The 26,037-nt window shown below is 70.9% G+C and carries 18 protein-coding genes and 3 pseudogenes; 12 read left to right on the top strand and 9 right to left on the bottom strand.

The window, feature by feature from the left end; translation table 11 throughout:
* Nucleotides 1–3: 3 nt before the first annotated feature.
* The 3 genes and pseudogenes from AC067M_RS25460 to AC067M_RS25450 all read right to left on the bottom strand — a co-directional run.
* Nucleotides 4–348, bottom strand: a complete 345-nt coding sequence (locus AC067M_RS25460; protein ID WP_478699333.1) for an effector-associated constant component EACC1 — start codon at nucleotides 346–348, stop codon at nucleotides 4–6.
* Between the two features lie 79 nt (nucleotides 349–427).
* The gene (locus AC067M_RS25455) at nucleotides 428–1,597 is read right to left on the bottom strand and encodes a hypothetical protein (RefSeq protein ID WP_478699332.1); all 1,170 of its coding nucleotides are present in this window, start codon (nucleotides 1,595–1,597) and stop codon (nucleotides 428–430) included.
* A 76-nt stretch (nucleotides 1,598–1,673) separates the two neighbouring features.
* A pseudogene (locus AC067M_RS25450) lies at nucleotides 1,674–1,906 on the bottom strand (SpoIIE family protein phosphatase); the annotation flags it as partial.
* Nucleotides 1,907–2,056: 150 nt separating this feature from the next.
* On the opposite strand from AC067M_RS25450, the gene AC067M_RS25445 reads away from it, so the two are divergent.
* Entirely contained in the window at nucleotides 2,057–2,509 is a 453-nt protein-coding gene (locus AC067M_RS25445; RefSeq protein ID WP_478699331.1) for a hypothetical protein, read from the top strand.
* 241 nt (nucleotides 2,510–2,750) lie between these two features.
* A complete protein-coding gene (locus AC067M_RS25440; protein WP_478699330.1) occupies nucleotides 2,751–3,659 on the top strand; it encodes a hypothetical protein in 909 nt (302 codons plus the stop codon).
* Here the strand turns inward: AC067M_RS25440 and AC067M_RS25435 are convergent.
* Nucleotides 3,565–4,899 carry an aminotransferase-like domain-containing protein gene (locus AC067M_RS25435; RefSeq protein ID WP_478699329.1) on the bottom strand — a complete coding sequence of 445 codons (1,335 nt, stop codon included), beginning with the start codon at nucleotides 4,897–4,899 and terminating at the stop codon, nucleotides 3,565–3,567. The two genes, AC067M_RS25440 and AC067M_RS25435, sit on opposite strands and share 95 nt — an antisense overlap.
* 86 nt (nucleotides 4,900–4,985) lie before the next feature.
* Here AC067M_RS25435 and AC067M_RS25430 point away from each other — a divergent pair.
* Both AC067M_RS25430 and AC067M_RS25425 read left to right on the top strand, forming a co-directional pair.
* Nucleotides 4,986–5,762, top strand: a pseudogene (locus AC067M_RS25430) (alpha/beta fold hydrolase); the annotation flags it as partial.
* Nucleotides 5,763–5,874: 112 nt separating this feature from the next.
* Complete coding sequence (locus tag AC067M_RS25425) at nucleotides 5,875–6,852, top strand: endonuclease/exonuclease/phosphatase family protein (protein ID WP_478699328.1); 978 nt, start codon at nucleotides 5,875–5,877, stop codon at nucleotides 6,850–6,852.
* Between the two features lie 49 nt (nucleotides 6,853–6,901).
* Here AC067M_RS25425 and AC067M_RS25420 read toward each other — a convergent pair whose 3' ends face one another.
* The gene (locus AC067M_RS25420) at nucleotides 6,902–9,010 is read right to left on the bottom strand and encodes a PhoX family protein (protein ID WP_478699327.1); all 2,109 of its coding nucleotides are present in this window, start codon (nucleotides 9,008–9,010) and stop codon (nucleotides 6,902–6,904) included.
* Between the two features lie 270 nt (nucleotides 9,011–9,280).
* Between AC067M_RS25420 and AC067M_RS25415 the strand changes: the two genes are divergently transcribed.
* From AC067M_RS25415 to AC067M_RS25390, 6 genes are all read left to right on the top strand, one after another.
* Nucleotides 9,281–10,951, top strand: a complete 1,671-nt coding sequence (locus tag AC067M_RS25415; protein WP_478699326.1) for a VWA domain-containing protein — start codon at nucleotides 9,281–9,283, stop codon at nucleotides 10,949–10,951.
* Between the two features lie 85 nt (nucleotides 10,952–11,036).
* The gene (metG, locus tag AC067M_RS25410) at nucleotides 11,037–12,653 is read left to right on the top strand and encodes a methionine--tRNA ligase (RefSeq protein ID WP_478699325.1); all 1,617 of its coding nucleotides are present in this window, start codon (nucleotides 11,037–11,039) and stop codon (nucleotides 12,651–12,653) included.
* A gap of 47 nt (nucleotides 12,654–12,700) precedes the next feature.
* Nucleotides 12,701–13,066, top strand: a complete 366-nt coding sequence (locus AC067M_RS25405) for a PH domain-containing protein (RefSeq protein WP_478699324.1) — start codon at nucleotides 12,701–12,703, stop codon at nucleotides 13,064–13,066.
* 148 nt (nucleotides 13,067–13,214) lie between these two features.
* A complete protein-coding gene (locus AC067M_RS25400) occupies nucleotides 13,215–13,676 on the top strand; it encodes a hypothetical protein (protein ID WP_478699323.1) in 462 nt (153 codons plus the stop codon).
* Between the two features lie 115 nt (nucleotides 13,677–13,791).
* On the top strand, nucleotides 13,792–14,970 hold the full coding sequence (locus AC067M_RS25395; protein ID WP_478699475.1) for a PP2C family protein-serine/threonine phosphatase: 1,179 nt from the start codon (nucleotides 13,792–13,794) through the stop codon (nucleotides 14,968–14,970).
* Nucleotides 14,971–15,187: 217 nt separating this feature from the next.
* Complete coding sequence (locus tag AC067M_RS25390; protein WP_478699322.1) at nucleotides 15,188–15,799, top strand: hypothetical protein; 612 nt, start codon at nucleotides 15,188–15,190, stop codon at nucleotides 15,797–15,799.
* A 93-nt stretch (nucleotides 15,800–15,892) separates the two neighbouring features.
* Here the strand turns inward: AC067M_RS25390 and AC067M_RS25385 are convergent, their stop codons facing one another.
* Entirely contained in the window at nucleotides 15,893–17,236 is a 1,344-nt protein-coding gene (locus AC067M_RS25385; protein ID WP_478699321.1) for a pectate lyase family protein, read from the bottom strand.
* 205 nt (nucleotides 17,237–17,441) lie between these two features.
* On the opposite strand from AC067M_RS25385, the gene AC067M_RS25380 reads away from it, so the two are divergent.
* Complete coding sequence (locus AC067M_RS25380) at nucleotides 17,442–19,934, top strand: FG-GAP-like repeat-containing protein (protein WP_478699320.1); 2,493 nt, start codon at nucleotides 17,442–17,444, stop codon at nucleotides 19,932–19,934.
* A gap of 61 nt (nucleotides 19,935–19,995) precedes the next feature.
* Here the strand turns inward: AC067M_RS25380 and AC067M_RS25375 are convergent.
* Together AC067M_RS25375 and aspS are read right to left on the bottom strand one after the other, a co-directional pair.
* Nucleotides 19,996–20,325, bottom strand: a pseudogene (locus AC067M_RS25375) (peptidase associated/transthyretin-like domain-containing protein); the annotation flags it as partial.
* A gap of 437 nt (nucleotides 20,326–20,762) precedes the next feature.
* A complete protein-coding gene (aspS, locus tag AC067M_RS25370) occupies nucleotides 20,763–22,526 on the bottom strand; it encodes an aspartate--tRNA ligase (protein WP_478699319.1) in 1,764 nt (587 codons plus the stop codon).
* Nucleotides 22,527–22,693: 167 nt separating this feature from the next.
* Here aspS and AC067M_RS25365 point away from each other — a divergent pair, with 167 nt between their 5' ends.
* Complete coding sequence (locus AC067M_RS25365; RefSeq protein WP_478699318.1) at nucleotides 22,694–24,817, top strand: SpoIIE family protein phosphatase; 2,124 nt, start codon at nucleotides 22,694–22,696, stop codon at nucleotides 24,815–24,817.
* Between the two features lie 46 nt (nucleotides 24,818–24,863).
* Here AC067M_RS25365 and AC067M_RS25360 read toward each other — a convergent pair whose 3' ends face one another.
* Nucleotides 24,864–25,928, bottom strand: a complete 1,065-nt coding sequence (locus tag AC067M_RS25360; protein ID WP_478699317.1) for an AI-2E family transporter — start codon at nucleotides 25,926–25,928, stop codon at nucleotides 24,864–24,866.
* Nucleotides 25,929–26,037: the final 109 nt, after the last annotated feature.

Raw genomic sequence — 26,037 nt, 5'->3', positions numbered from 1 at the left:
GGGCTACCTCTCGTCGGGGTTCACCCGATCGACCCGCACCTGGGGCGGTTCACCGCTCTCCACCTCGCGGCGGTTGTCCTGCCATGCCCGGACCGCCCTGGCGATGTGACTGAGCAGCCGGTCCGTCACGACGGTGGTGGCCGAGCTGACCACGACCAGCCAGATCTCCATCGCGACACCCATGTGCCCGTCGGGCACGTCCCCGCGGGGCCGCTCGACGATGCGTAACTCTTCCAGGAGCGTCTCGCGCTCCAGCCACGCCTTCAGCGCGCTGACGTCGCTTCTGCTCGCACTCTTGTCCAGCCGGACGCGGATGCCTTGGCCGGCCACACCTTCCCCCTCAGCCATACCCCTCATCATGGCACCGGGGGCGCGCCGGAAGGGAGAGGTCGGGCAGGAACGCCCTTTTCGATAAGGACCGTTCCGTTCAGCCCTGCGTCTGGAGCTGGTGCAGCTGCATCCGTACGTTCTCCAGCGCGCCCTCGTGCCGGCCGGGGACGCGGCCGCGCAACTCCGCGAGCGCGGGGCCGAGTTCGCGGGCACGGGCGGCGTCCCCGATACGACCCCACTGGTGGTGGGCGCGGTCGACGGCGGCTTCGACGGCGGGCGCGTCCGGGGCCTGTCCGGCGGCCAGCCGGGCGCCGGCGACCGCCAGCCAGGTCCGGCAGCTGCGTTCGGCGTCGCCCGCGAACATCGCGAGGTCGGCGCGGACCTCGCTCCAGTGCAGGGCCTGTTCCGAGGTGGGGCCGTGGGTGTGTACGGCGGCCTGCTCGTGCCGTGCCGCGAGGGCGTCGGCGTCGGCGTGCCGGCCGGACTGGACGGCGGTGGCGATGTCGGCGTGCGGGTCGCTGTCCGCGCCGGCGGGTGGGGGTGGTGCGTCGGTTCTTGGCTGCGGGAGTGTTGTGGCTGGTCGCGCCCACGCGGCGGTAGCCGCAGCGTCAGCACGGCCCCACGCCCCTACGGGTGCTCCGGGCATCGTCCCGGCGAGTTCCAGGCCGATCTCTCCCGGCGCCAGTCGCATCCACGCCTGCTGGTGCAGTTGGTCCTCCGGGGGGCGCCAGCCGCTGCGCAGTATCGTCGCCACGGCCTTCATGTACGCCGGGGTCGCGACCTTGCGGCGTGACCTGGGCGGGGCGAGGCGGCCGTGGACGCGGACACCGGGGCCGCAGTCCAGGGGGTGGGCGCGGAGGTGGTCCCAGGTCTCCTGGTCGGCGTGGAGGTCGGCGTACAGGGTCGTGGAGCCCGGCTGTCGCAGACGCAGCTCCTCGCGGAACCAGTGCCAGGGGAAGCCCGTGTAGCGGACGGTCGCGGGGGTGGTGCGGGCCAGCGCGAGGTGGGGCAGGCGTTGGCGGCGGTCGAGCTGGAGCTGGCCGGTGACGTAGAGGGTGAGCGGGTCGGGGGCGGCCGCGGCGGCCCGGAGCCGGGTGAGGACGGCCTGTGGTTCCAGCGGGTCGGCGAGTTCCACGACGTTCGCGGTGTCCGTGCCGGACAGCACGGCGGGCGGGACGGCCGCGAGGACGGGGAGCACGGAGGCCGCGTCCACCAGACACCCCTTGCCCACGGGCGAGGCCGCCAGCAGCAGCACGGTTCCGGGCATCGTCCCCCCTGTCACCGGTCCATCGTGTCGATCAGGTACCTCAGCACCGTAACCGCTGCCGCTGCAAAGGGGGGCCTCAGGCCCGCAAACGTCCCGGTACGGGGTCCTCGGGCCGCGGTCGCCGTACGGCGAAGACGGTGGTGTCGTCGGCGAGGTGTCCGCCGCAGTGGCGCAGGGTGCGGTCCCTGACGTGGGCCACCAGCCGGGCGGCTGACGGTGCGCGGGTCGGCGGGCGACCGCCCCGGCCACGTCCTGGGCGAGCACGTAGGACGCCCCCTGCCCGTCCCGCGCCTCGGTCACCCCGTCGGAAGCGCCCCGTCGGGCACCCACGGCTTCATGGGGCCGCGAAGCACGGGGCCCTGCGGACCGCATCCGGATTCGTCACGTCAACCGACTTGCCTGGCGTGCGCCTCAGGTGTGCCCTGGAAGGCAGGGGCGGCGAGAGAGAGGAGCGCGCTCATGGCTCACGCGGCACCCAGGTCAGGAGTACGCCCACCGGAGCTGACCGGCAGGACCAGGGCACCCGACCTCTTCAGCGCCCGCACACACCGGGCCGCGGCATGGGCGGCGCCCGTGGTGCTCGGGCTCGTCTACGGCTATTGGGCCGCGGCCAACCGGCGCGACGGCGGCCCCATCACCGGCTGGAACGTGCTGTTCGGCTTCGTGACCGCGATCGTGTTCGCGGTGCTCTACGTCGTCGTCCGGGACCTCGCCCCGCGCATGAAGCGGGAACTGCACGCGCTGTCCTGGGGCGCGTTCTACGGCGTCGCCTTCGGCTTCCTGTACAGCCAGACCGGCTACAGCGTCCTGCGGTCCTGCGCCGTCGCGGCGGTGATCGGCGCGGGTGTGGCCGCCTTCGTGTTCTACCGCTACTACACGCGCGAGGACGCCGAGGGCCGTCGCATCCACTGACGCCCGTGTCAGCTCACCCCCGCACGCGTGGGCCCCGGCATGATGGCCGGGGCCCGCGTTCCCTCATCCCTCCACTCACCCGATTGGGTAAGGGTCCAAGTCCCCCAACTCCAGGAAACACCCGTTGGAGTGAACGCTCCACCGGAGAGCCAAAGCCCCAGGTCCGCCGCACGACACGGCCCGACACCCATGTGGCCGCGCCCCGCTCGCGCCCGCGCCCCCCACGCCGTTGCCTGGAAGCGTGTCCCGACGCCTCAGGACCGCTCTGTCGGCCTCCCTGATCGCCCTGGCCTGCGTGCTCGTGCCGTTCGGCGCACTCGCGGCCTGGGTGGCGTACGGCCTCGCGGACACCGGCCGGTACGTCACCACGATGGCGCCGCTCGCCACCGACCCGGCCGTACGGAACGTGGTCGCGGACACGGTCGGTGACGGCATCATGCGCGAGGTCGAGGCCGGCCGTCCGCAGCAGCCCGCGGTCGCCCCGTTCGTGCACGACGCGGTCCACTCGTTCACACAGACGCGGGCCTTCCGCACGGCGTGGGACGCGGGCAACCGGGCCACGCACGACGCCGTCATGGACGCCCTGCGGGACGACCGCGTCCGGACCGTCACCGTCGACCTCGCCCCCGTCACTCTCCAGGTCAAGCGTCAACTCGCCGACGAGCACATCCCGTTGGCGGACCGCATCCCGGTCGAGCACACGGCCGTGGCCCTGCTCCAGGCGCGTGACCTGGCCCCGCTCCGGAAGGGGTACCACGTGCTGCACGTCGCCGGTTTCTGGCTTCCCGTCGCGGCCGTCGTCTTCGCCGTCACCGGCATCGCGGTCGCCGCCTGCCGCCGCCGCGCGGTCCTCGCGACAGCGCTCGGCACGGCACTCGGCGGCGCGTTCCTCGCCCTCGCGGTCGTGATCGGCCGCCGCCTCACCCTGGCCGACCTGCCCGAGGACCTCCGCCGCCCGGCCGGGGGCGCCGTCTACGACGCCCTGACCGCGACCCTGCGCACGGCCTCCTGGCTGCTGGTCGCCGTCGGTCTGACGGTCGCTCTGACCACCTGGCTCACGGGCCGGTACGGGCCCCTCGCACGACGTCGGCGAGCGTCCGCAGCGCCCGCTCCAGTTCCTCCTCCGGAGCCGACGCAAGTCCGAGCCTGACGGCGTCCGGGGTGCGGTGGGGGGCCACGGCGAAGGCGGTGCCGGGGGTGACGGCGATACCGTGCGCGGCGGCCGCGGCGGTGAAGGTGTCCGCCCGCCAGGGTGCGGGCAGCTCCCACCAGGCGTAGTACGCCCGCGGATCGGTCCGTACCGCGAAGGTGCCGAGGTGCCGGGTGACGAGCCGCTGCCGGCGCGCCGCGTCCGCCCGCTTGGCCGCCACCAGCCGCCGTACGGTCCCGTCGCCGATCCAGCGTACGGCCGTCTCCAGCGCGAACCGCCCCGCGCTCCAGCCGCCCGACCGCAGCGCGGCCGCCACCGCGTCGACCCGCTGCGGTGGTACGACGAGGAAGCCGACGGTGAGCCCGGGCGCGACCCGCTTGGACAGCCCGTCGACGACGTGGACCAGGCCGGGGGCGTGGGCGGCGAGCGGGGTGTCGTCCGGGTGGAGGAAGGACCAGATGCGGTCCTCGACGACCGGGAGGTCCAGCTCGGTCACCGTCCGCGCGAGCTGCCGTCGCCGTTCCTCGCTCGTCGTGAGCGAGGTCGGGTTGTGCAGGGTCGGCTGGACGTAGAGGGCGGAGAGGGACGCGGTGCGGTGGGCGGCGGCGAGGGCGTCCGGGCGCAGCCCCTCCGCGTCGCCCGCCAGCGGCACCAGGACGATCCCCAGCCGGGCCGCGATCTCCTTGACCAGCGGGTACGTCAGCTCCTCGACCCCGACCCGGCCGCCGGGGCGCACCAGGGAGGCGAGGGCCGCGGCGATGGCCTGACGGGCGTTGCCCGCGAAGAGCAGCCGTCCTGGGTCCGGGTGCCAGCCGGGGGCGGAGAGCAGGGTCGCGGCCGCGTGCCTGGCGGACGTGGTGGCGGTGGCGGCCGCCGGACGCAGCGCCTCCTCGAGCACGTCGGGGCGCAGGAGCGTCGCGAGGGCGGGGGCGAGCAGCTCTGACTGGCCTGGCGCGGAGGGGTAGTTGAGCTCCATGTTGACCGGCGCGGCCGTGGCCCGCTCGATGAGCGCCCGCCCCGTCGGCTCGGCGGGCGCGGCCCGTACGAACGTGCCCCGCCCGACCTCGCCCACGACCAGTCCGCGCCGCACGAGTTCGCCGTACACCCGCCCCGCCGTGGACCCGGCGATCCCACGCCGCCGTGCGAACGCCCGCTGCGGTGGCAGCCTTTGGCCCGGCCTGAGCCGTCCGGCGGTGATGTCGTCGGCGATGCGGTCGGCGATGCGCCGGTAGTCGTCCACGAGGCTCCCATCTGCGCTGTCCGGTCATTGCACCGAGGGCAAAGATCTTATTGCACCGAGGAGTTGGGCGGATCTAGGGTCGGCACATGACCTCCTTCCTCGCGTACGAGGACAAAGGCGCGGGTACCCCCCTCACCCCCCTTGTCCTCGTCCACGGCCATCCCTTCGACCGCACGATGTGGGACCCCCAGATCGAGGCGTTCGGCTCGGAGAGACGGGTGATCGCCCCCGACCTGCGCGGCTACGGCGCGTCCCCCGTCGTCCCCGGCATCGCGCTCCTCTCCGACTTCACCCAGGACATCGCGGCACTCCTGGACGACCTTAGGGTGGAGAGCTTCGTGCTGGCCGGTCTCTCCATGGGCGGCCAGATCGCGATGGACTGCTACTGGCAGTTCGGCGACCGCGTCCGGGGCCTGGTCCTCGCCGACACGTTCCCCGCGGCGGAGACGCCCGAGGGCAAGGTGGCACGTAACGCCATGGCGGACCGGCTGCTGCGCGAGGGCATGCGCGGATACGCCGACGAGGTGCTGGAGAAGATGGTCGCCCCGTACGCCGACCCGGCCGTCAAGGCGCACGTCCACCGCATGATGACCGCCACCTCCGCCGAGGGCGCCGCTGCGGCCCTGCGCGGCCGTGCCGAGCGCCCCGACTACCGCGAGCTGCTCACCAGGGTCACCGTCCCCGCCCTGGTCGTCGTCGGCGCCGACGACGAGTTCACCCCGGTCCCCGACGAGGAGGCGATGCACGCGGCCCTCCCCGACTCGACCCTGCGGATCATCGACGGCGCGGCCCACATGCCGAACCTGGAGCGCCCGGAGGAGTTCAACGAGGCGCTGCGGCTGTTCCTCGAGCGGGTCGACGGCGCGGTCGACGGCACGGTCGACGGAGAAGCGGGCGGGGGGCGAAGGCGTCATCCCGTGCGCCGGGCCGGCGGTGAGACGATCCTGGGGCTGGAGGCCCCGGCGGAGGAGCTGGATGAGTTCAACGCGCACATCGTGGGACGCACCTGACGAGGGCGGTCGGAGCGCCGGACGGCGGTTCGCGGCCTGGTGCGCCGGGCTGGCGCTGGCCGGGGTGAGCGTGGTCGTCGGCTGCCGGGCCGTCGACACCGACGGCATCACCCCGGTCCCGCAGCTGCTCGCCTTCCTGCCGTGGCTGCTCGCGCCCACCGGGGTCGCGCTGGTCCTGGCATTCCTCGCCCGGTGGTGGGCCGGGCTGATATGGGGCGTCGCGGTCCTCGGGCTGCTCGCCTGGTTCATCGAGCCGTACGGCAAGGTCGACGAACCCGGCGGGCCCACGGTCGCCGAGCTGCGCGTGCTGACCTCGAACGTCGAGTTCGGCCGGGCGACGGACGCGCTGATCACCACCGTACGCCGGGAGAAGCCGGACCTCGTGTTCGCCCAGGAGTGCGAGTACACGTGTGACGCGGCGCTGAAACGCGACCTCGACTATCCCTACCGGCAGGCCGTACGGGCGGGCGGTTCGAGCGGCTCGGTCATCCTCAGCCGTTTCCCGCTGAAGGGCACGGACGGGGTGCGCGGCACCATGGGCATGCCCGGCGCCGTGGCCGACGTGCGCGGCCACGCCGTACACCTCCAGCTCGCGCACCCCATGCCCCCGCTGCCCGGTCAGGTCGGCCTCTGGCGACGCGAACTGGGCGCGCTGCGGGACTTCGCGGCCGGTCCGGTGGCCCCCGTGATCCTCGCCGGTGACTTCAACTCCTCCCAGGACCACGCGGCCTTCCGCCGCATCCTCGACACCGGCCTGCGCGACGCGGCCCGCCTGGCCGGGCAGGCCCGCACCCCCAGCTGGCCGTCCCGCACCGCGCCGTTCCTGGGCGCCCAGATCGACCATGTGCTCGTGTCGCCGGACTTCTCGGCGAGCAGGGCGAAGTTCCTGGGTCTGGCGGACACGGATCACCGGGCGCTGGTGGTGGACGTGGCACTGCACTGAGGGGGCCGGGCCGACATGGCGGCGGGAGTGGGCCCCCTCAGGAGGGGCCTCAGACGCCGATGTCCTCCCCGTCCGCGCGCCACACGGCGACGACCGCCGGGCGGACGATCTTCCCGGGTCCGTCGGGCCAGACGCTCGCGGGCTTCTCCACGGACGCCCCGTTGATCTCCCCGGGGTGCTGTACGGCGACCAGCACCCGCCGGTCCTGGACGATCGGGCCGCACGTCTCCGCACCGACGGGCATGCTCAGGAACTGCTTGAGCTCACCGCGCCGCGGGCCCTTGGTCGCGACCCCGTAGAGCCCGTCGTGGAAGCCGAGCTGGGCGCCGTCGGTGGAGATCCACAGGTTGCCGTACGGGTCGAAGGCCACGTTGTCCGGGCAGGAGATCGGGCTGACGTCGTCCTTCGGGAAGCCGGCGAAGTAGGTCGCGGGGTCGTCGGGGTCACCGGCGACGAGGAACAACGTCCAGGCGAACTTCCGGCTGTCGGCCCGGTTCCAGCGCTCGGTGAGCTCCAGGATGTGCCCGTGCTTGTTGGCGTTGCGTGGGTTGGCCTCGTCGGCCGGGGCGTTCGTACCGACACCGCGGTTGGTGTTGTTGGTGAGGGCGACGTAGACCTTGCCGGTGTGCGGGTTGGGCTCGATGTCCTCCGGGCGGTCCATCTTGGTGGCGCCGACCTTGTCCCCGGCGAGCCGGGTGAAGACGAACACCTCCTCGGCGCTCATCCCGTCCACGTGCGAGACGGCGCCGTCGCAGGTCGCCGTGGCCAGCGGGATCCACTCCCCGCTCCCGTCGAACTCGCCGTCGGCGGGGAGCTTCCCGGTCCCGTCGATCTCGATGGCGGGCGAGTCGCCGGTGAGCCGGGCGACGTAGAGCGTCCCCTCGTCGAGCAGCGACAGGTTGTGCTCGCGCACCGCACGGGAGGTGCCGTGCTTGACGCGCTTGCTGCCGACGAACTTGTAGAAGTAGTCGAACCGCTCGTCGTCACCGGAGTACACGACCGGCCGCCCGTCGTCGGTGAGCCGCACGGTCGCGCCCTCGTGCTTGAACCGCCCGAGCGCGGTGTGCTTACGGGGCTTGGACGACGGATCGTACGGGTCGAACTCGACGACATAACCGAACCGATGAGCCTCATTGGGCTCCTGTGCGACGTCGAACCTCTTGTCGAACCGCTCCCACTTGCGCTCGGTGGCCCCGGTGCCGATGCCGTACCGCTTGTCGGTGGCACGGGAGGCGCCCGCGAAGTACTGGTTGAAGTTCTCCTCGCCGTGGAGCGTGGTGCCCCAGGGAGTGGTGCCGCCGGAGCAGTTGTTGAGGGTGCCGAGGACCTTGGTGCCGGTCGGGTCGGCCGAGGTCTTCAGGAGCGCGGACCCGGCGGCGGGCCCGGTGATCCGGAACTCGGTGGTGGCGGTGACGCGCCGGTTGAGCGGATGCCGGGGCACGGCGACGAGCTTGCCGGTCTTCCGATCGCCTTCCACCACCACGGCGGACAGGCCGTGGGCGGCCCAGGCGACCTCGACCTGCTGCCGGGTCGGGTTGGCGGCGTCGTAGTTCCGGAACATCAGCACTTCGTCGGTGTACTCGTGGTTGGCGACGAGCAGTTGCCGATGACGCTCACCGGGCAGCGGGAGCAGGGCGAGGAAGTCGTTGTTGTACCCGAACTGCCCCGCCTGGGCCGCCGCGGTCTGGTTCTCCGGGTCGAACGCGGGCGCACCGCGCAGGATCGGCTCCCCCCACCGCACGACGACGTTCTGGCGGTAGCCGTCCGGGACGGTCACGGCGTCGGCGTTGTTGGGCGCGACGGGGGTGAAACGGAGGCCGCGGGCGGGGCGGCCGGAGGGCTTGGGGGTGGAGGGCGCGGCGGCGGGCTCGGGGGTGGAGGGCGCGGCGGCGGCGGGCTGGGCCGCGAGGCCGGCCACACCGGCTCCCGCCGCCGCGGTGACGACGGCGGCGGCGCGCATCACGCTCCGACGGCTGAGCGCACCGGCGATGACATCGCCGACGTACGGGTTGGCGGTGGGGTTGGGCACCTCGTGGAAGCAGGCGTCACCACACCGGAAACGGCAGGTCAGGGCGGACCGACCGCCGGGGTGTGAGTCGGACGAGCCCGACGAGCCCGACGAGGACGTGGTGTTGATGATCGGCAGCTGAATGCGCACTTTTGCTCTCCCCTTGCTTCCCCTTGAATCTCGCGTGACGGACGGTATGGGGCACAACTGTGCGGAAGCGGGGCGGGGCGGTGAACGAGGGGTGAACCCGAGACATCCGTAGGGAAGTTGGGGAGGCGCGAGCTGATGAAAACCGGCCGGAGGCTGAGTGGCCGAGCCCGTGGCCCCCAACCCTCCCCAAGATCACTATCCCGGGCCGCTAACCTTACGTGTCCGTCCTGGCCAGGGATTGACGGGCTACTCATGCGAAGGGTTGCGCACATGGGCATTCTCACTCTCCTGCGGAACGCGTTCGGCCGGTCACGCAAAGCGCGCACCGCCGAAGCAGAGGGTGCGGAGCAGGTTCCTTCGCAGGAGCCGGAGCCGACGCCTCCGACCTCCACGACCACCCCGACTCCGACCCCGACCCCGACTCCGCCCTCGACGCCGACGACGACGGCGACGGCGGAGACCCCCGAGGTCCCCGAACCCCGCACGTCCGACGACGACGAACACGAGCTCGTCTCCGCAGCCTTCGACAACGTCACGGTCCCGAAGCAGACCCGAGTGACGGAGGAGGAGCAGGTTCCTGCGGTGCAGGAGCCGGCGCCCGCGAAGCCGGAGCCCGAGGCTGCGGCGGAGGTCGCGACACCGGAGCCGACGGCTGAGGCATCGGAGCCCGTGACCACGACACCGGAACCCGCGCCTGCGGCCAAGACAGAGAGCACGCCCCAGCCCGATCCTGCGGCCGAGGCGAAGCCGGTGACGGAGGAACCCAAGGCTGAGGCGGAGCCGATCGTCGAGGAGTCCGAGCCCAAGGCTGAGGCGGAGCCGGTCGTCGAGGAGTCCGAGCCCAAGGCTGAGCCTGTGGCCGAGGAGCCGAAGGCCGAGGCGGAGCCGGTTACGGAAGAGCCCAAGGCCGAGGCACAGCCTGTCGCCGAGAAGCCGAAGGCCAAGGCCGAGCCCGTCGGGGACGAGGCCGAGGCCGAGCCCGTGGCCGTGGCCGAAGAGCCGAAGGCCGAGGCCGAGCCGGTTACGGAAGAGCCCAAGGCCGAGGCACAGCCTGTCGCCGAGAAGCCGAAGGCCAAGGCGGAGCCCATCGCGGACGAGGCCGAGGCCGTAGCCGAGAAGCCGAAGGCCGAGGCCGAGCCGGTCGCGGAGGTCGCCGAGCCCGCGGCCGCCGACGGCGAAGGCGCCCCGCAGGGGCCACCCGCAGCCGACGACGAGAGCAGCACGGGTGGTGCGGGTGGGAACGACCCGGCCGAGGGCGAAGCCGAGGCCGCCAAGGTGAGCCCCGCCACCCCTCTCACCCGCGTAAAGTCCCGCGCCCCCGGCCTCGCCACCGCCTACAAGGCCGCCGGCGCCACCCTCAAGAAGCAGAACCTCACCGGCACCCGAGCGAAGCTCTACCTCGTGCTCGACCGCTCCGCGAGCATGCGCCCGTACTACAAGGACGGCTCCGCCCAGGCCCTCGGCGAGCAGACCCTCGCCCTCGCCGCCCACCTCGACCCCGAGGCCACGGTCCACGTCGTCTTCTTCTCCACGGAACTCGACGGCACCGGCGAACTCACCCTCACCGAGCACGAGAACAAGATCGACGACCTCCACGGCGCCCTCGGCCGCATGGGCCGCACCAGCTACCACGCGGCCGTCGAGGCAGTGATCGCCCACCACGAGAAGGAAGCCGCAGGCACCCCCGCCCTGGTCGTCTTCCAGACGGACGGCGCCCCGGACGCGAAGACCCCCGCCACCCAGTCCCTCACGGACGCCGCGAAGAGCCACCCGGAGATCTTCTTCTCCTTCGTCGCCTTCGGCGAGCACGACAACAAGGCGTTCGACTACCTCCGCAAGCTGAAGACCGACAACACGTCCTTCTTCCACGCGGGTCCGACCCCGCGCGAGCTGACGGACGCCGAGCTCTACGAGGGCGTACTGGCGTCCTGGCGCCCGTAGGGCCCTTCCGGGGGGGTGGAGCCCGTGGTTCCACCCCCCGAAACGCGTGTGAGTCGATCTCCACGAGCCCAGTAGGATTTCGGGCATGGCGGCCACTGGATCAGAGAAGCAGGGTGGCAAGGCGTACTACGTCTCCACCCCCATTTACTACGTCAACGACGCTCCTCACCTGGGCCACGCCTACACGACGGTCGCAGGCGATGTGCTCACCCGCTGGCACCGTCAGCGCGGCGAGAAGGTGTGGTACCTCACCGGCACGGACGAGCACGGTCAGAAGATCATGCGCACCGCGGAGGCGAACGGCGTCAGCCCTCAGCAATGGGCCGACAAGCTCGTCAACGAGGCCTGGCGCCCCCTCTGGGAGCACCTGGAGATCGCGAACGACGACTTCATCCGCACCACGCAGAAGCGGCACACCGACCGCGTCCAGGAGTTCGTACAGGACCTGTACGACAAGGACGAGATCTACAAGGGCGGCTACGAGGGCCCGTACTGCGTCGGCTGCGAGGAGTACAAGCTCCCCGGTGAGCTCCTCGACGGCGAAGGCGACTTCGCAGGTCAGAAGCTCTGCCCGATCCACAAGAAGCCCGTGGAGATCCTCAGCGAGGAGAACTACTTCTTCAAGCTGAGCGAGTACGGCGACAAGCTCCTCGCCCACTACGAGGCGAACCCCGGCTTCATCCAGCCCGAGTCCGCGCGCAACGAGGTCGTGAACTTCGTCCGCCAGGGCCTGCAGGACCTCTCCATCTCCCGCTCGACCTTCGACTGGGGCATCCCGATCCCGTGGGACCAGAAGCACGTGATCTACGTGTGGGTCGACGCGCTGCTGAACTACGCCACGGCGGTCGGCTACAACGAGAACCAGGAGAAGTTCGAGGCCACCTTCCCGGCCGACGTCCACCTGGTCGGCAAGGACATCCTCCGCTTCCACGCGGTGATCTGGCCGGCGATGCTGATGGCGCAGGGCCTCCCCCTCCCCGGCAAGATCGCGGCCAACGGCTGGCTGATGGTCGGCGGCGAGAAGATGTCGAAGTCGAACCTGACCGGCATCAAGCCGCAGGACCTGACCTCGCACTTCGGCGTGGACGCGTACCGCTGGTACTTCCTGCGCGCGATCGCCTTCGGCCAGGACGGCTCCTTCTCGTGGGAGGACTTCTCCGCCCGCTACACGAGCGAGCTCGCGAACGACTACGGCAACCTGGCGTCCCGCGTCGCCGCGATGGTCGGCAAGTACTTCGGCGGCACACTGCCCGAGTCCACGGCCGACGGCGAGGCCGAGAAGGCGGTCCACGACGGCCTCGCCAAGGCGGTCGCCGAAGCCGACCGTAAGATCGGCGACGACCTGGACTTCCAGGGCGGCATTCTGGCGGTCTTCGACTTCGTCAAGCAGGTCAACGGCTACATCACGGAACAGGAGCCCTGGAAGGTCGCGAAGGACGATTCGGCCGAGGGCAAGGCCCGCCTCGCCACCATCCTCTACACGGCCGCCGAGTCCCTCCGTGCGGTCGCCGTCCTCCTGAACCCGGTCATGCCGGAGACCTCCCAGAAGCTCTGGGACTCCCTGGGCGCGGAGGCGTCCCTCGGCGCCCTCGCGGACCAGAACGTGCACGAGGCGGGCGAGTGGGGCGTGCTCCCGGCGGGCTCGACGGTCACGAAGGGTGCGGTCCTCTTCCCGCGCCTGGAGGAGAAGCCGACCGCGTAGCACCTCCGTACGCAACCCTCCCCGCCCCCCTGTGCGTCCTCCGATACATGGCACTGTTCGGAAACGCGCACACCGTCAGCCCCGACAAGGCCCAGCAGGACTACCAGCGCCTGCTGGGTCACGGGGAGCAGGTGCACGCCGCGTACCTGCTCATCCGCGACACCATCCTCTTCACCGACCGACGCCTGATCCTGGTCGACAAGCAGGGGCTCACCGGCAAGAAGGTGGAGTACCACTCCGTCCCGTACCGCAGCATCACCCACTTCTCGGTCGAGACGGCCGGCCACTTCGACCTCGACGCCGAACTCAAGATCTGGCTCTCCGGCACCCACGAGCCCATCGAGAAAACCTTCACCAAGGGCGTCGACATCTACGAGGTCCAGGCGATCCTCACGGAATTCGTCGCCAGGTAGGGAAACGTCAGCTGCCGGACGCATACATCACGAAGTCCGCCCACGCGTCCGGCGCCAACCCGAGCTGAGGCCCACCAATGCATGCTGCCTGACAGTCACCCTACGCATCCGCGTCATCACTGTTCACGGTAAGCGCGCGCCACCTCGCATGCCGATGATCACCGACCCGGCCGAGGCCCGCAAGGATCTCGCGCTCGCCACGCTGTCCGCTATCACACACGGCAAGAACCCGGACATCTCGGCCATACTCAAGGCAATGACGACCGTTCTGCGGGACACTCCGGACGTCGTCAAGAACCCCATCATCGAATTCATCTCACAAGGCCTGGGCAACCTGCCCGCCGCAGCACTTTGGAGGAAACTGGTGGCCGTGGGCCTCTCCTTCTACAAGTCGCCCCTTTTTGAAGAAGTCCGCGACGAAGCGCGCTCCAAGGGCCGGGCCGAGGGCCGGGCCGAGGACATCCTGTTCGTCCTGGAGCGGCGCGGCATCGACGTCCCCGACGAGACACGGGAACGCATCACCTCCTGCAACGACCTCGACCTCCTGCGTCACTGGCTCGACCGAGCCCTCACCGCCTCCTCCGCCACCGAGATGCTCGCCGACGATTGACGCTGGCAGTGGCGGTGCCCAAGCTGGGGTGAGGTCGGCAGAAGGGACCGCGGCCGTGAATGGTGGACAGAGCGAACTTCCCCGGCTGCTGACGGCAGCGGAGAGGGCTGCGCCGGTGGACGCCGTCGACGTGGTCGCGGAGGAGTTGCGGCGGCGCTTCGAGGCCACGAAGGTCTCCTTCCTCATCGTGGACCTGACGGGAAAGGCGGTCGCACGACTGGCCACCGCCGGGGCGGGGGAGGCCGGGCAGGAAGCGGAGCGGATCCCCTTGTTCGGCAGCGCCTACGAGCAGGTGATCCGTACCCAGCGGATGTATCAGGAGGCGACCGCTCAGGGACAGCGCGTGATCGTGCCGGTCACCAACCGGGGCGACGCCATCGGGCTGCTGGAGCTGCTCCTCCCGGCCGCTCCCAGCGAGGACGTCCTCGTAGCGGTCGGGGAAGCCGCCCACGTCCTGGCCTACGTCGTGATCGCCAACGGGCGCTTCACCGACTTCTACACCTGGGGCAAACGCTCCAGGCCCCCCACCCTGGCAGCAGAGATCCAGTACCAGCTGCTGCCACAGTCGCTGTCCTGCGAGGCCGCACAGTTCACTCTGTGCGGAAGCCTGGAGCCCTCCGCGGCCCTCAGCGGCGACACCTTCGACTACGCGCTGGACCGCGACACGCTGCACGTGTCGGTGACCGACCCGATGGGCCACGACCTCGACGCCGCCCTGGCCGCCACGATCCTGGTGGGCGCCCTGCGCAACGCCCGCCGCGCAGGGGCCGGCCTGGGCGAGCAGGCCCACCAAGCCGACCAGGCATTGGCTGACCACGGCCATGGTCACGCCACCGGGCAGCTGCTGCGCATCAACCTCCACACCGGGCAGGCCCGCATCGTCAACGCCGGTCATCCCTGGCCACTGCGCATGCGCGATGGGGCCGCGGAGGCGATCACCTGCGAGGTGGACCATCCCTTCGGGCTGTCCGTCTACGTGCCCCACCAGTACCGCGTTCAAGACCTCGATCTGCGTCCCGGTGACCGTCTGCTCATGCTCACCGACGGTATGTTCGAACATCACGGGGAGAAGGTCGACCTGCTTGCCCTGCTGGAGCAGACCCGCGACCTGCACCCACGGGAGGCCGCGCTGACGCTGACGTCCGCGGTCCTGGACGCCGCTGGCGGCCGGCTCGAAGACGATGCCACCGTGGTGTGCCTGGACTGGCACGGTCCCCAGGAGACTCAGCGGACCGTCAGCTCCGGCGCGGACACTCGGCAGGCCTCAGCCGCCCGCACGACGCAGGATCCGTGACAAGGCGCTGTCCCTGACCCGCCGGTGTCCAGTTCACCTTCGTCTTTGAGGTCCTTCGACAACGCGGCGTTGTACGCGGCGAAACGACTCACGAACCGCCCTCTGGGAATTCCTCGACGTCCCCTGCCCGATCCTCGCAAATAGGCTGGGACAACCAAAGAGGCGATCGGCGACGGACGGGCAGCGCCCTCAACCCGTTCGACCAGCAAGGGATGGCATGCACACGACCATCAGCTCGTTCACACTCACGTACCGGAAGGAGAAACAGCCCGCCGGGCGAACGAAGTTCGGCTGGGAGGGCACTTCTCCGGAGCTCGGCGACATCCGGGTGGTGTACCCGGCGGGCCGGGACATGCCGAACGCGATCGCCACGAATGTGCGCGGTGGTCTGGTCCCCACGGCCACGTTCGAGACGCGTGGCGTGCACACGGACGTCCTGTCGATGCCGACCCTCAACCGCGCGACGCTCCGGGTGGGCGACGGACTCGTGCGGATGAGCCGGGCCCGGTGGGCGCTTACGCACCGGGGGCGCTCCCTGCACATGACGTATCTGGGTGACGCGTACAGGCTCACGGCGATCGACCGCCGGGCGTACACGCTGTCCCGGCAGCCCGACGCCGAAGACCCCGGTGTCGTCATCACGGTGCGGCAGTCGGGTCTCGGAAGCGGCAGGAAAGTGACCGTGCGGGCGGCGGGCCGGGTCCTGCCCGCCGACGTCTCCCTCGCGGTTCTCTTCTCCGGAGTCGACCGGTCCGTGCTCACGCGGCGCGGCGCCGTACGGGCGGGCTTCTCAAGGATCTTCAACTTCTGGGCCGAGGCCCAGTCCTGAGCGACTGCCAAGTCGCTCGAGAAGAGGGAGGCGGGCCGCGCACACGACGTCGCCGCAAGGGGCCCGGGAACACGCCCCGGGCCCCTCACCCTTCTAGGAGAGCACCCCCGCCCCCGTCGTCGTCCCCAGCGACGTCGGCAGGTTCTTCGCGGACGTCTCCAGGCCCGACGTGAGGGCCGGGGTCCAGTTGACGGTGGTCTTGATCTTCTTCGACGACGCGGCGTTGTACGCGGCGACGAGGTCGGTGACCGTGCCGTTGACCAGGTTGCCGCCGCCCGCGACGGAGCCCGTGCCGTCGCCGCTCAGTACCTTGGCGGGCTTTGCGCCGGAGGGGAGCTTCCAGTAGTTGTTCTCGGCGACGACCTGGGCCTTTGCGCGGGAGTTGATGCTGTACTGCGGCGCGTAGCCGTTGAGGGGCGTGGTGTCGTAAACGTTGTTGTAGATGTGGATCTGGCCGATGCGGGCCAGGGGAGCGCGCTGGACGATGCCCTTCCACACGTTGTGGTGGATGGAGACGCGCAGCTTGCCGACGCTGTCGGTGTCGCTGCTGCCGATCAGCATCGTCTTGTCGTGGTTGGTGAACTGGTTGCGCTCGACGGTCACCAGGTCGGAGCCCTTGGTGATGTCGAGGGCGCCGTCGTGGATCTGGTACTCGCGGCCGTAGTACTTAGGGTTCGCGCTGTCGAAGTGCGGGCCGTCGGTGAACGTGTTGTGGTCGGCCCAGACGTGGGTCGCCCCGCGCAGGGTGACGGAGTCGTAGTTGGAGTTCCAGTTGCCGTCGTCGCCGTCGGTCGGGTCCCACTGCGGGAAGCAGTCCTCGGTCGCGGCGAAGGTGAGGTTGCGGACGATGACGTTGTCCACGTTCTGGATCTGCAGCATGCCGCCGGTGATCCCGGCCTTCGTGCCGGGCACGCCCACGAGGCTCGTGTTGGCCGGCACCTTGAAGACGACGTTCTTCGCCTGCTTGGCCTGGGCCGCGGCGCGGGCCTTCTCCTGGGTGCCGGAGGGCAGCTTGGAGCGGCCGTAGGTGGCGGGGTCGTAGTCCTTCAGGTAGGCGGAGAGCGAGTAGCCGGTGCCCGACGCGTAGTCCGCGCAGGTCAGCTTCTTGCCCGCGTCGTCCGTGTTGGCGTCGATCGTGCCCTTGACCTTGATGATCCGGGGCGTGGTGTCGGTGGCCGACCCCAGCGCCTTCACCAGCTGCGCGCGAGTGGAGACCGTGAAGGTGTGCGCGGCGTCGGCCTTCGTGCCACCGGTCGTCCCCGTGCCGGAGGACGCCCAGCCGTCCTTCGCGGCGAGCGTCTGGTGGTACAGGTCGACGGGGGCGGCGCTCGCGTTCATCACCAGGAAGCCCGCGCCGACACCCGCGGCCACGACGGCGGCGGAGACGACGAGGGTGCGGCGCTTGCGGAGGGACCGGCGGTGGGAGGGTGCTGCCACTGAGGAAGTCCTTAAGAGTGTGGGGGACAACTGCTGTGCGGTGAAGCTCCGGTGAACGGTGCTCACGACCCCTCAGTGGTCACCGCGGGCACGGGGGTTGCCGCCGGGCACGGCGTTTTTTCCTGCGACAGTTCGTCCCAACGATTGGTAATGTCCGCTCACTTGTGCGAAGGGAGCGTGTCCCTTCGTGGGGAGGGAAGAACACGTGGGCAGATACGCCCTGCCGCGCCGCCGCCTGGCGGTCGCGATCTCCTCGGTGGCGCTCGCGGTCGCGGGCGGCGCCGTCCTTCCGTCGGCGGCCGTCGCCGCACCGGTGGTGCCGTGGACCACGGCCACCGCCATCACCGGCACCGACGTCTCCACCGACGTCCTCGACGTCGTCACCGCCCCCGACGGGTCCGCCGTCACGCTGTGGAACCAGTTCGCGCGCACCGGCGGCGGCGAACGGAAGCTGTACGCGGCCGTCCGGGCCAAGGGCAGCGACACCTGGGGAGCCCCGAAGCTCCTCGCCACCACCCCGACCGAGGCCGGCGCCGCCCAGCTGCACGCCTCGGCCGACGGCACGGTCACCGCTCTATGGGTGGAACTCCCGGACAACACCGCACCGGGCGACGGCAACTACGCCACCCGCCTCGTCGGTTCCGTCCTGTCCGCCGACCACTCCGTCTGGTCCGCGCCCGCCGAGATCGTCGGCACCGACACCGCCTGGGGCGGCGACGCCGGCATCGACCTCGCCGAGGCTCCCGACGGCACGCTCACCGCCGTATGGGCCACCCGGACCGCCGCCGGCACCGAGGCCGAGGTCTACGGCTCCACCCGGAGCGGCGACGGCAGCTGGTCCGCGCCGGTGCCGCTGAGCACCGCCGTCGCGGACGGCGCCGACTCCGCCTACGAGCCGAGCGTCACCGTCACCTCCGACGGCACCACTGTCGTCGTCTACAAGCAGTGGGACGGCCCGTCCGCCAGGCTGATCGAGGTCACCCGCGCGGCCGGCGCCACCGAGTGGAGCGCGCCCGCCGCCGCGACCGGCAGCTACCAGTCGGTCGGCGACCCCGAGGTCACGGCCGGCGAGGACGGCACCCTGACCCTCGCCTGGCCGGGCACCGACGAGTCCGAGGACACGACCATCCTCACGTCCACCCGGTCCGCCGCGGGCACCTGGTCCGTGCCCGAGACGGTGAGCGCGAGCGACGATCTCGCGAGCACCCCCGAGCCGCTCATCGCGCCCGACGGCGACGTCACCCTCGTCTGGGTCGACTACACCACGACGTTCAGCGCCCGCACAGCAACCCGCGACGCCGCGACCGGCACCTGGTCGGCCCCGCGGACCCTGTCGACGTCCTACGCCGGCGAGTCGTACGACGCCACCATCGGCGCCGACGGCACCGTACGCGCCCTGTGGAACCAGAGCGGAGCCCTGTGGGAGTCCGTCCGCACCGACGGTACGTGGAGTGCGCCGACCCAACTGCCCGGCTCCACGAACGCCTGGGGCCACGGCATCAGCGTGGGCCCGGACGGCGGGGCCACCGCCGTCTGGTCCGCCGCCAAGACCGACAGCGGCAACGCGCAGCTGTGGGGCTCCCGGACCACCTGGCCCGCGCTCGCCGTCACCGGCTCCACCGTCCCGACGGCGGCCTCGCTGAAGAGCACCACCCCCGCGACCGTCTGGGCGCCCACCTGGCAGCTGAGCCGGCCCGCCTCTTCCTGGTCGGTGACGATCAAGGACTCGGCGGGCAGGACCGTCCGCTCCCTCACCGGCACGACCGCCGACCTGAAGGTCGCGGCGAGCTGGAACGGCCGTACCATCAGCGGCGGTTACGCTCCCAACGGCCCCCTGACCTGGACGCTCGACGCCACCCAGCAGGGCGCGACCACCGCCGTGAAGCTGGCCTCCGGCACGGTCACCGTCTCGGGCGGCGCGGCCGTCGCCCGCGACTTCGGCGGCGCCTCGGGCACCCCGGACGGCACGGGCGATCTGCTGACGCTGAACTCGTCAGGGGCGCTGTCCGTCCACTACGGCGGCAAGTTCTCGGGGAAGGTCACGGGCACGGGCTGGCCCACGTCGATCACGCCGGTGCCGTTCGGTGACCTGAGCGGCGACCGCTGCAACGACGTGCTCGTGCGGCAGGGCAACGGGTCGCTGCGGCTCTACAAGCCGGTGTGCGGCAAGGCGGTCACGCCGACCACGGCCTACACCACGGCCGGCACCAGCGGTTGGAGCCAGTACGACGTGCTGGCCTCGCCCGGTGACGTGAGCGGCGACGGCCGCCCGGACCTGGTGGCGCGCCAGGCCACGACCGGAGACATCTACCTGTACAAGGGCACCAGCACGGGCGGCTTCTCGGCCCGCGCGAAGATCTTCGCGGACTGGCGGACGTACAAGAAGATCGTGGGCGTCGGCGACATCACCGGCGACGGCGTCGGCGACCTGATCGCACAGGACAAGTCCAACAACCTGTACCGGTACGACGGCACGGGCACGGGCACCTTCAAGGCCCGCACGAAGGTGTTCACCGACTGGGGCGGTTCCTACGACGCCGTCGTCGGCGTCGGGGACATCACCGGGGACGGCAGGGCCGACATCGTGTCGCGTGACGCCAGCGGCAACCTCTTCCGCATCAACGGTGACGGGAAGGGCTCGTTCGGCGGCCGGACGCAGGTCGGTACCGGCTGGGGCGGCTACAAGACGCTGTCGTAGAGCAGTTGAAGGCGAAGGGCGCCCGGAGGTACGTATCTCCGGGCGCCCTTCCCTGTCGGCGTCAGCTCGCCGAGGCGGAGGCAGAGGCGGAAGCGGAGGCTCCCGGCTGGACGGCGTCGTCGGTGCCGTCGTGGGTGGTGTCGGGGTCGACGCCCATGGTGATGGAGCCGATCACGCCCTTCGCGATGTTCTTCTTGTCGTACTTCAGCTTGAGCAGGCCGCCCTGAGTGCCGCTCTGGTCGTAGATGGTGTCCTCGGTGAGGGTGGTGCGCTCGGTGGCGCTGGTGGAGTACGGCTCCACCTCGGCGGAGGCGAGGACGGATTCCTCGTCGAAGAAGAACCGGCCGGTGTGACAGGTGTGGCCGCCCTCGTAGCCGGCGTCGGTCCACTTGCTCACGAAGCCCCGTCGGAACCGCTCGAGAAGGACGACTTCTGCCACTGGATCACGTCTACAGCTCCCCCGCGAGACGGTGGATGAAGTCCCGGGACTTCACAGGGTCGAGCGACGCCGACTCCACTTTACGGAAGAGTGTTCGCATCGCCTGAAGCTGTGCAGCCGCATCGACGAACGCAGACCCGGACGGCGTCCTTCTGCACCGTGTCCAGCGCGGGTACGCGTACCTCGACACCCTCACCCTCTGGTTCGACCGTTCCCTGACGGCCACCGCGGCGGAGGATCTGTTCGTCGAGTGCCCGGCGGACGAAGCGAACACATGAACGCGGACAAGGAGTCACTGGTCGTCGAGCAGATCCAGCTGACGCTCTGAAAATCGGCCCCGACCGCGCAGGTCGGGGCCGACTGGTGTCCCGGAGTTCCGAGGAGGGCCTTTACTTCGGCTGGGGCTTGCGCACCGAGAGGTGCAGCTCGCGCAGGCGCGTCTCGTCCAGCTCCGTCGGCGCGCCCATCATCAGGTCCTGGGCGTTGCCGTTGAGCGGGAAGGCGATGGTCTCGCGGATGTTGGGCTCGTCGGCCAGCAGCATGACGATGCGGTCGACGCCCGGCGCGATGCCACCGTGCGGCGGGGCGCCGAAGCGGAACGCGCGGAGCATGCCGGCGAACTCGCGCTCGACGGTCTCCTCGTCGTAGCCCGCGATGCCGAACGCCTTCAGCATGATGTCGGGCTCGTGGTTCCGGATCGCGCCGGAGGACAGCTCGACGCCGTTGCAGACGATGTCGTACTGCCAGGCGAGGATGTCCAGCGGGTCCTGGGTCTCCAGGGCCTCCATGCCGCCCTGGGGCATGGAGAAGGGGTTGTGGGAGAAGTCGATCCGGCCGGTCTCCTCGTCCTTCTCGAACATCGGGAAGTCGACGATCCAGCAGAAGCGGAAGACGTTCTCCTCGAAGTGCCCGGCACGCTTGGCGGCCTCGACCCGCACCGCACCCATGATCTTCGAGACCTCGTCGAACTCGCCCGCGCCGAAGAACACGGCGTGACCGGCCTCCAGGCCGAGGCGCTCGGTGAGGACCTTGACGTTCTCCTCGGTGAGGAACTTGGCGATCGGGCCGGAGAGCGAGCCGTCCTCGGCTACACGGACCCAGGCCAGGCCCTTGGCGCCTTGCGAGACGGCGTAGTCGCCGAGCTGGTCGAAGAACTTGCGGGGCTGGTCCTGGACCGCCGGGACGGGCAGCGCGCGGACGTGCTTGCCGGCGAACGCCTTGAACTCCGAGCCCTCGAAGACGTCGGTGATGTCGACGAGCTCCAGCTGGGCGCGCAGGTCCGGCTTGTCGGAGCCGTACTTCAGCATCGCCTCGCGGAACGGGATCCGCGGGAACGGCGAGGTGACGTGACGGCCGTTGCCGAACTCCTCGAACAGCTCGGTCATGAGCTGCTCGATGGGCTGGAAGACGTCCTCCTGCTCCACGAAGCTCATCTCGACGTCGAGCTGGTAGAACTCGCCCGGCGAGCGGTCGGCGCGCGCGTCCTCGTCGCGGAAACAGGGCGCGATCTGGAAGTAGCGGTCGAAGCCGGAGATCATCAGCAGCTGCTTGAACTGCTGCGGGGCCTGCGGCAGGGCGTAGAACCGGCCCGCGTGCAGACGCGAGGGGACGACGAAGTCGCGGGCGCCCTCGGGGGAGGTCGCGGTCAGGATCGGCGTCGCCATCTCGTTGAAGCCGAGGGCGACCATCTTGTGACGGATGGCCGAGATGACCGCCGTACGCAGCATGATGTTGCGGTGCATGCGCTCGCGGCGCAGGTCCAGGAAGCGGTACTCCAAGCGCCGCTCCTCGTTGACCCCGTCCTCGGTGTTGATCGTGAAGGGCAGCGGCTGGGCGGCGCCGAGCAGCTCGACCTCGCCGACCTCGACCTCGACCTCACCGGTGGGCAGGTCGGGGTTGATGTTCTCGGCGCCCCGGGAGACGACCTTGCCGTCGATGCGGACCGTCGACTCCTTGGTGAGCTTGTCGAGGGCCTCGTACGCCGGGGTGCCGGGGCGCGCGACGAGCTGCGTGATGCCGTAGTGGTCGCGCAGATCGATGAAGAGGATGCCGCCCAGGTCGCGCCGATTGTGCAGCCAGCCACTCAGCCGGACGTCGGTGCCGACGTCAGAGGCGCGGAGCTCGCCGCAGGTGTGGGACCTGTACCGATGCATCGTCGTTCATCCAGTCTTCGCGGATCGGGGTCTGTTTCAGCCGGTGTTTCACGTGAAACACCCCCCAGCGTACCGGGCACCCCGTAATCGCCTCCCCACCATTGTTGTGCGGCGGTTCTGTCGGCGATCAGTGGCACTTCTCGAGCCTCTGTCCTTAAATTGGGGCAATGCGCACTGGCGAGCCCCTGCCCGCCGTGGGGGAGGTCCTCGCCGCCCTCGCGACCGGCCTGTGGCACTGGAACACCGCCACCGAGCTGGTCACCGTCGACGCGGAGGCAGCACGGCTGCTGGGGCTGCCCGCCGAGCAGACCACCCTCACCCAGGCCCAGGCCCGGGCCCGTCTCCACCCCGTCGACTGGAACGAGATCACCGGCGTGGTGCAGCTCGCCGTCGCCGAGAGCACCCTTGCCGAGGTGCGGGTGCGGGTCATGGACGACCAGGGCCGGATCATCCGGGTCGTACGCAGCCGGTCCAAGCCGTCCTTCGACCCGGTGCGGAAGGCGTACGAGCTGATCGGCACCCTCCAGGAGGTCACCGAGCCGTCGCCGGGCACCCCGGCGGGCCGCAGCGCGGTCACCGGCGACTGGAGGCGCTCACGGGAGGCGTTCCTGCTGGACGCCGGCCGGGCACTGGCGGAGGCACGGTCCACGGAGGAGGTGCTGCGGGTCGCGGCGGGGCTGTCGATGCCGGGCTTCTCACCGGACGGTCTCGCGGTGTTCGGGATCACCGGCGACCGCCTGACGATCATCGGCCACCACGGGCAGGAGCCGAGCGACGAGAGTCCCTTCACGCACATGTCGCTGGAGACGGACTATCCGGCGGCGGAGGTGGTGCGCACGGGCCGGGCGGTGTATCTCTCCACCCCCGAGCAGTACAAGGAGCGCTATCCCCTCACCTGGCCTCTGGCCCAGCAGTTCGGCCGCCAGTCCTGGGCGTTCCTGCCGCTGATCGTCGCGGGCCGCACGATGGGCGCCTGGATGGCGGCCTTCGCCTACCCGGTGGCGTTCACGCCCGACGAGCGCTCGGTGCTCACCACCGTGGCCCGCATGCTCGCCCAGGCCCTGTCCCGGGCCGGTGCGGCCGAGACGCAGCGGGAGCTGACCGACGGGCTGCAGCGCTCGATGCTGCCCCAGCTCGGCCCCGAGATACCGGGCATGACCCTCGCCGCCCGCTACATCCCGACCGGCGGCGGCCTCCAGGTCGGCGGCGACTGGTACGACATGATCCCGCTGCCCAGCGGCCGGTTCGCCCTGGTCATCGGGGATGTGCAGGGGCACGACGTACGGGCGGCGGGCCTGATGGGACAGCTGCGCATAGCGTTGCGGGCGTACGCCGCCGAGGGCCACCGCCCGGACGCGGTCCTCACCCGCGCCTCCCGCTTCCTCTACGGCATCACGCACTCCGACGACGACCTGGCGGGCCTGCGCTTCGCGACCTGCCTGTACGTCGAGGTCGACCCGGTGACGGGGGTCCTGGAGACCGCCCGCGCGGGCCATCTGGACCCGGCGATCCGGATGGCGGACGGCACGGTGATCGTCCGCCCCACAGCAGGCGGCCTGCCCCTCGGTGTCGATCCGGACTCCGACTACCCGACCACGCGGCTCGCCCTGGAGCCCGGCGAGTCCATGATGATCTGCACGGACGGTCTGCTGGAGACCGGCGGCCACGACCTCGACACCGGCTGGCAGCGCATCCGCAAGACCCTGGAGGCCCACGAGGGCGACCTGGAGGGGCTCGCCGACGCCCTGGTCCAGGCCGTGCACGGGCCGTCCTCGCACCACACCACCGGCCCGCTGGCCGACCGTCGCGAGGACGACATCGCCCTACTGCTGTTGTGCCGGCAGGGTGAGGGCTGCGGCTGCGGGGACACCGTCGCCGTACGGCCGAGTGTGCGCCGCACCGTGCTGACCATCGCGCAGGACGAGCCCGAGCGGATCGCCGAGGGCCGTCAGCAGTTGCGTGAGCTGCTGCACGACTGGTCCTGCGCGGACCAGGTCGACTCGGCGGTCCTCCTCGTCTCCGAGGCGCTGACCAACGTGCTCGTGCACACCGACGCCGACGCCCTCCTCGTCGCCGAGGTGACCGACGGCCCGGCCGGGCGCCGGATGCGGATCGAGGTCGCGGACACCAGCGACGACCTCCCCCACAAACGCAGACCCGGCGAACTCGCCTCCTCCGGCCGCGGCCTCCTCCTCATCGAACTCCTCGCGGACACGTGGGGGGTTGCTCCGCGCGGCGAGGGCAAGAGCATCTGGTTCGAGCTGTACGAGCCCGAGGGCAACGCACGCTGACACACCTTCGGGACGCTGCTGACACGCCCACGGGTCGCTACGGTCGCTACGAGGCCCCGGAGGACTCCGCAGACGTGCCGTAGCGGGCCCGTAGTTCGCGTGCGACTCCGAAGGCGGCCGCCGTCAGTGGGACCGCGAGGAGCATGCCGAGGACGCCGGCCACGGATGCTCCCGCGGTGATCGTGAGCATCACCACCGCGGGATGCATCTGCACGGTCCTGCTCTGGATCGCCGGCTGGAGCACGTGCCCCTCCAGCACCTGTACGGCGAGCACGACACCGAGCGCCCACAGCGCGATGACGAATCCCCGGTCGGCGAGCGCGACCAGCACGGCCAGGGCCCCGGAGAGGAACGCGCCGAGGTAGGGGATGTAAGCGCCGACGAACACGAGCGCGCCGAGACCCGCGGCGCCGGGAACACGCAGGATGAGCAGTCCCACGGTGATGCACAGGGCGTCGATGAGCGCGATGAGGGTGGTCCCGCGCATGAACCCCTCGACGGCCCGGAAGGCCCGCCGTGCCATCGCCTCCACGGTGTCACCGGCCGCACCGGGGACGGCGGACCGCAGCGAGCCGACGGCGCGGTCGGCATCGCGCAGGAAGAAGAAGACGAGCAGCAGCGCCAGGACGGCCATGGCGATGCTCTCCCCGACGACACTGACCCCGCTGATCACCCCGGAAGCGGCCGTGCCGCCGAACTTGGTGAGCAGCTCCCGGGCGTTGGCGGCGATGTCGTCGAGCGAGGTCCCGGCGGCCCCGAAGTGGTCGGCGATCCCCCGCGCCGCGTCCCTGAGCGAGGCGATGATCTCGTCCCCGGTGTCGATGAGCGCGGCGACGACGATGTACACGGCCCCGCCGACCACGGCGACGACGGCCACACAGGTCACCCCCGCGGCGAGGGACCGGTTGACCCCCGCTTTCACCAACCGCCGGTGGAAGGGCCGCAGCAGCGCCGTCCCGAGCAGCGCGAGCAGCACCGGCACCACGGCCGTACGCACCTGCGCGCAGAGCTGGATCCCGACGTAGACGACCCCGGAGACGAGCAGGATCGTGGCGCACCAGGCGGCGAGACGGCGGACGGGGCCGGGGAGCAGCGGGCGGGACTCCTGCACTCCTCCAGGGGAGCACGGGGAGGGCGGGCTGTCCTTCGCTGACGGACCGGTCGGGTGACGGGTCGTCAATTATCCCACTACACCACTCTTTCGAGTGACCCCTGTGTGA

The sequence above is a fragment of the Streptomyces sp. NPDC043427 genome, assembly GCF_056436655.1.
The sequence above is the reverse complement of the archived record's forward strand: the minus strand, read 5'-3'. Positions and strand labels throughout refer to the sequence as shown.

Excerpts from the sequence above, each read along its gene's own strand:
- AC067M_RS25460 (WP_478699333.1), bottom strand. The coding sequence starts at position 348 with ATGGCTGAGGGGGAAGGTGTGGCCGGCCAAGGCATCCGCGTCCGGCTG.
- AC067M_RS25455 (WP_478699332.1), bottom strand. The coding sequence starts at position 1,597 with ATGCCCGGAACCGTGCTGCTGCTGGCGGCCTCGCCCGTGGGCAAGGGG.
- AC067M_RS25445 (WP_478699331.1), top strand. The coding sequence starts at position 2,057 with ATGGCTCACGCGGCACCCAGGTCAGGAGTACGCCCACCGGAGCTGACC.
- AC067M_RS25425 (WP_478699328.1), top strand. The coding sequence starts at position 5,875 with ATGAGTTCAACGCGCACATCGTGGGACGCACCTGACGAGGGCGGTCGG.
- AC067M_RS25415 (WP_478699326.1), top strand. The coding sequence starts at position 9,281 with ATGGGCATTCTCACTCTCCTGCGGAACGCGTTCGGCCGGTCACGCAAA.
- metG (WP_478699325.1), top strand. The coding sequence starts at position 11,037 with ATGGCGGCCACTGGATCAGAGAAGCAGGGTGGCAAGGCGTACTACGTC.
- AC067M_RS25405 (WP_478699324.1), top strand. The coding sequence starts at position 12,701 with ATGGCACTGTTCGGAAACGCGCACACCGTCAGCCCCGACAAGGCCCAG.
- AC067M_RS25400 (WP_478699323.1), top strand. The coding sequence starts at position 13,215 with ATGCCGATGATCACCGACCCGGCCGAGGCCCGCAAGGATCTCGCGCTC.
- AC067M_RS25390 (WP_478699322.1), top strand. The coding sequence starts at position 15,188 with ATGCACACGACCATCAGCTCGTTCACACTCACGTACCGGAAGGAGAAA.
- aspS (WP_478699319.1), bottom strand. The coding sequence starts at position 22,526 with ATGCATCGGTACAGGTCCCACACCTGCGGCGAGCTCCGCGCCTCTGAC.
- AC067M_RS25365 (WP_478699318.1), top strand. The coding sequence starts at position 22,694 with ATGCGCACTGGCGAGCCCCTGCCCGCCGTGGGGGAGGTCCTCGCCGCC.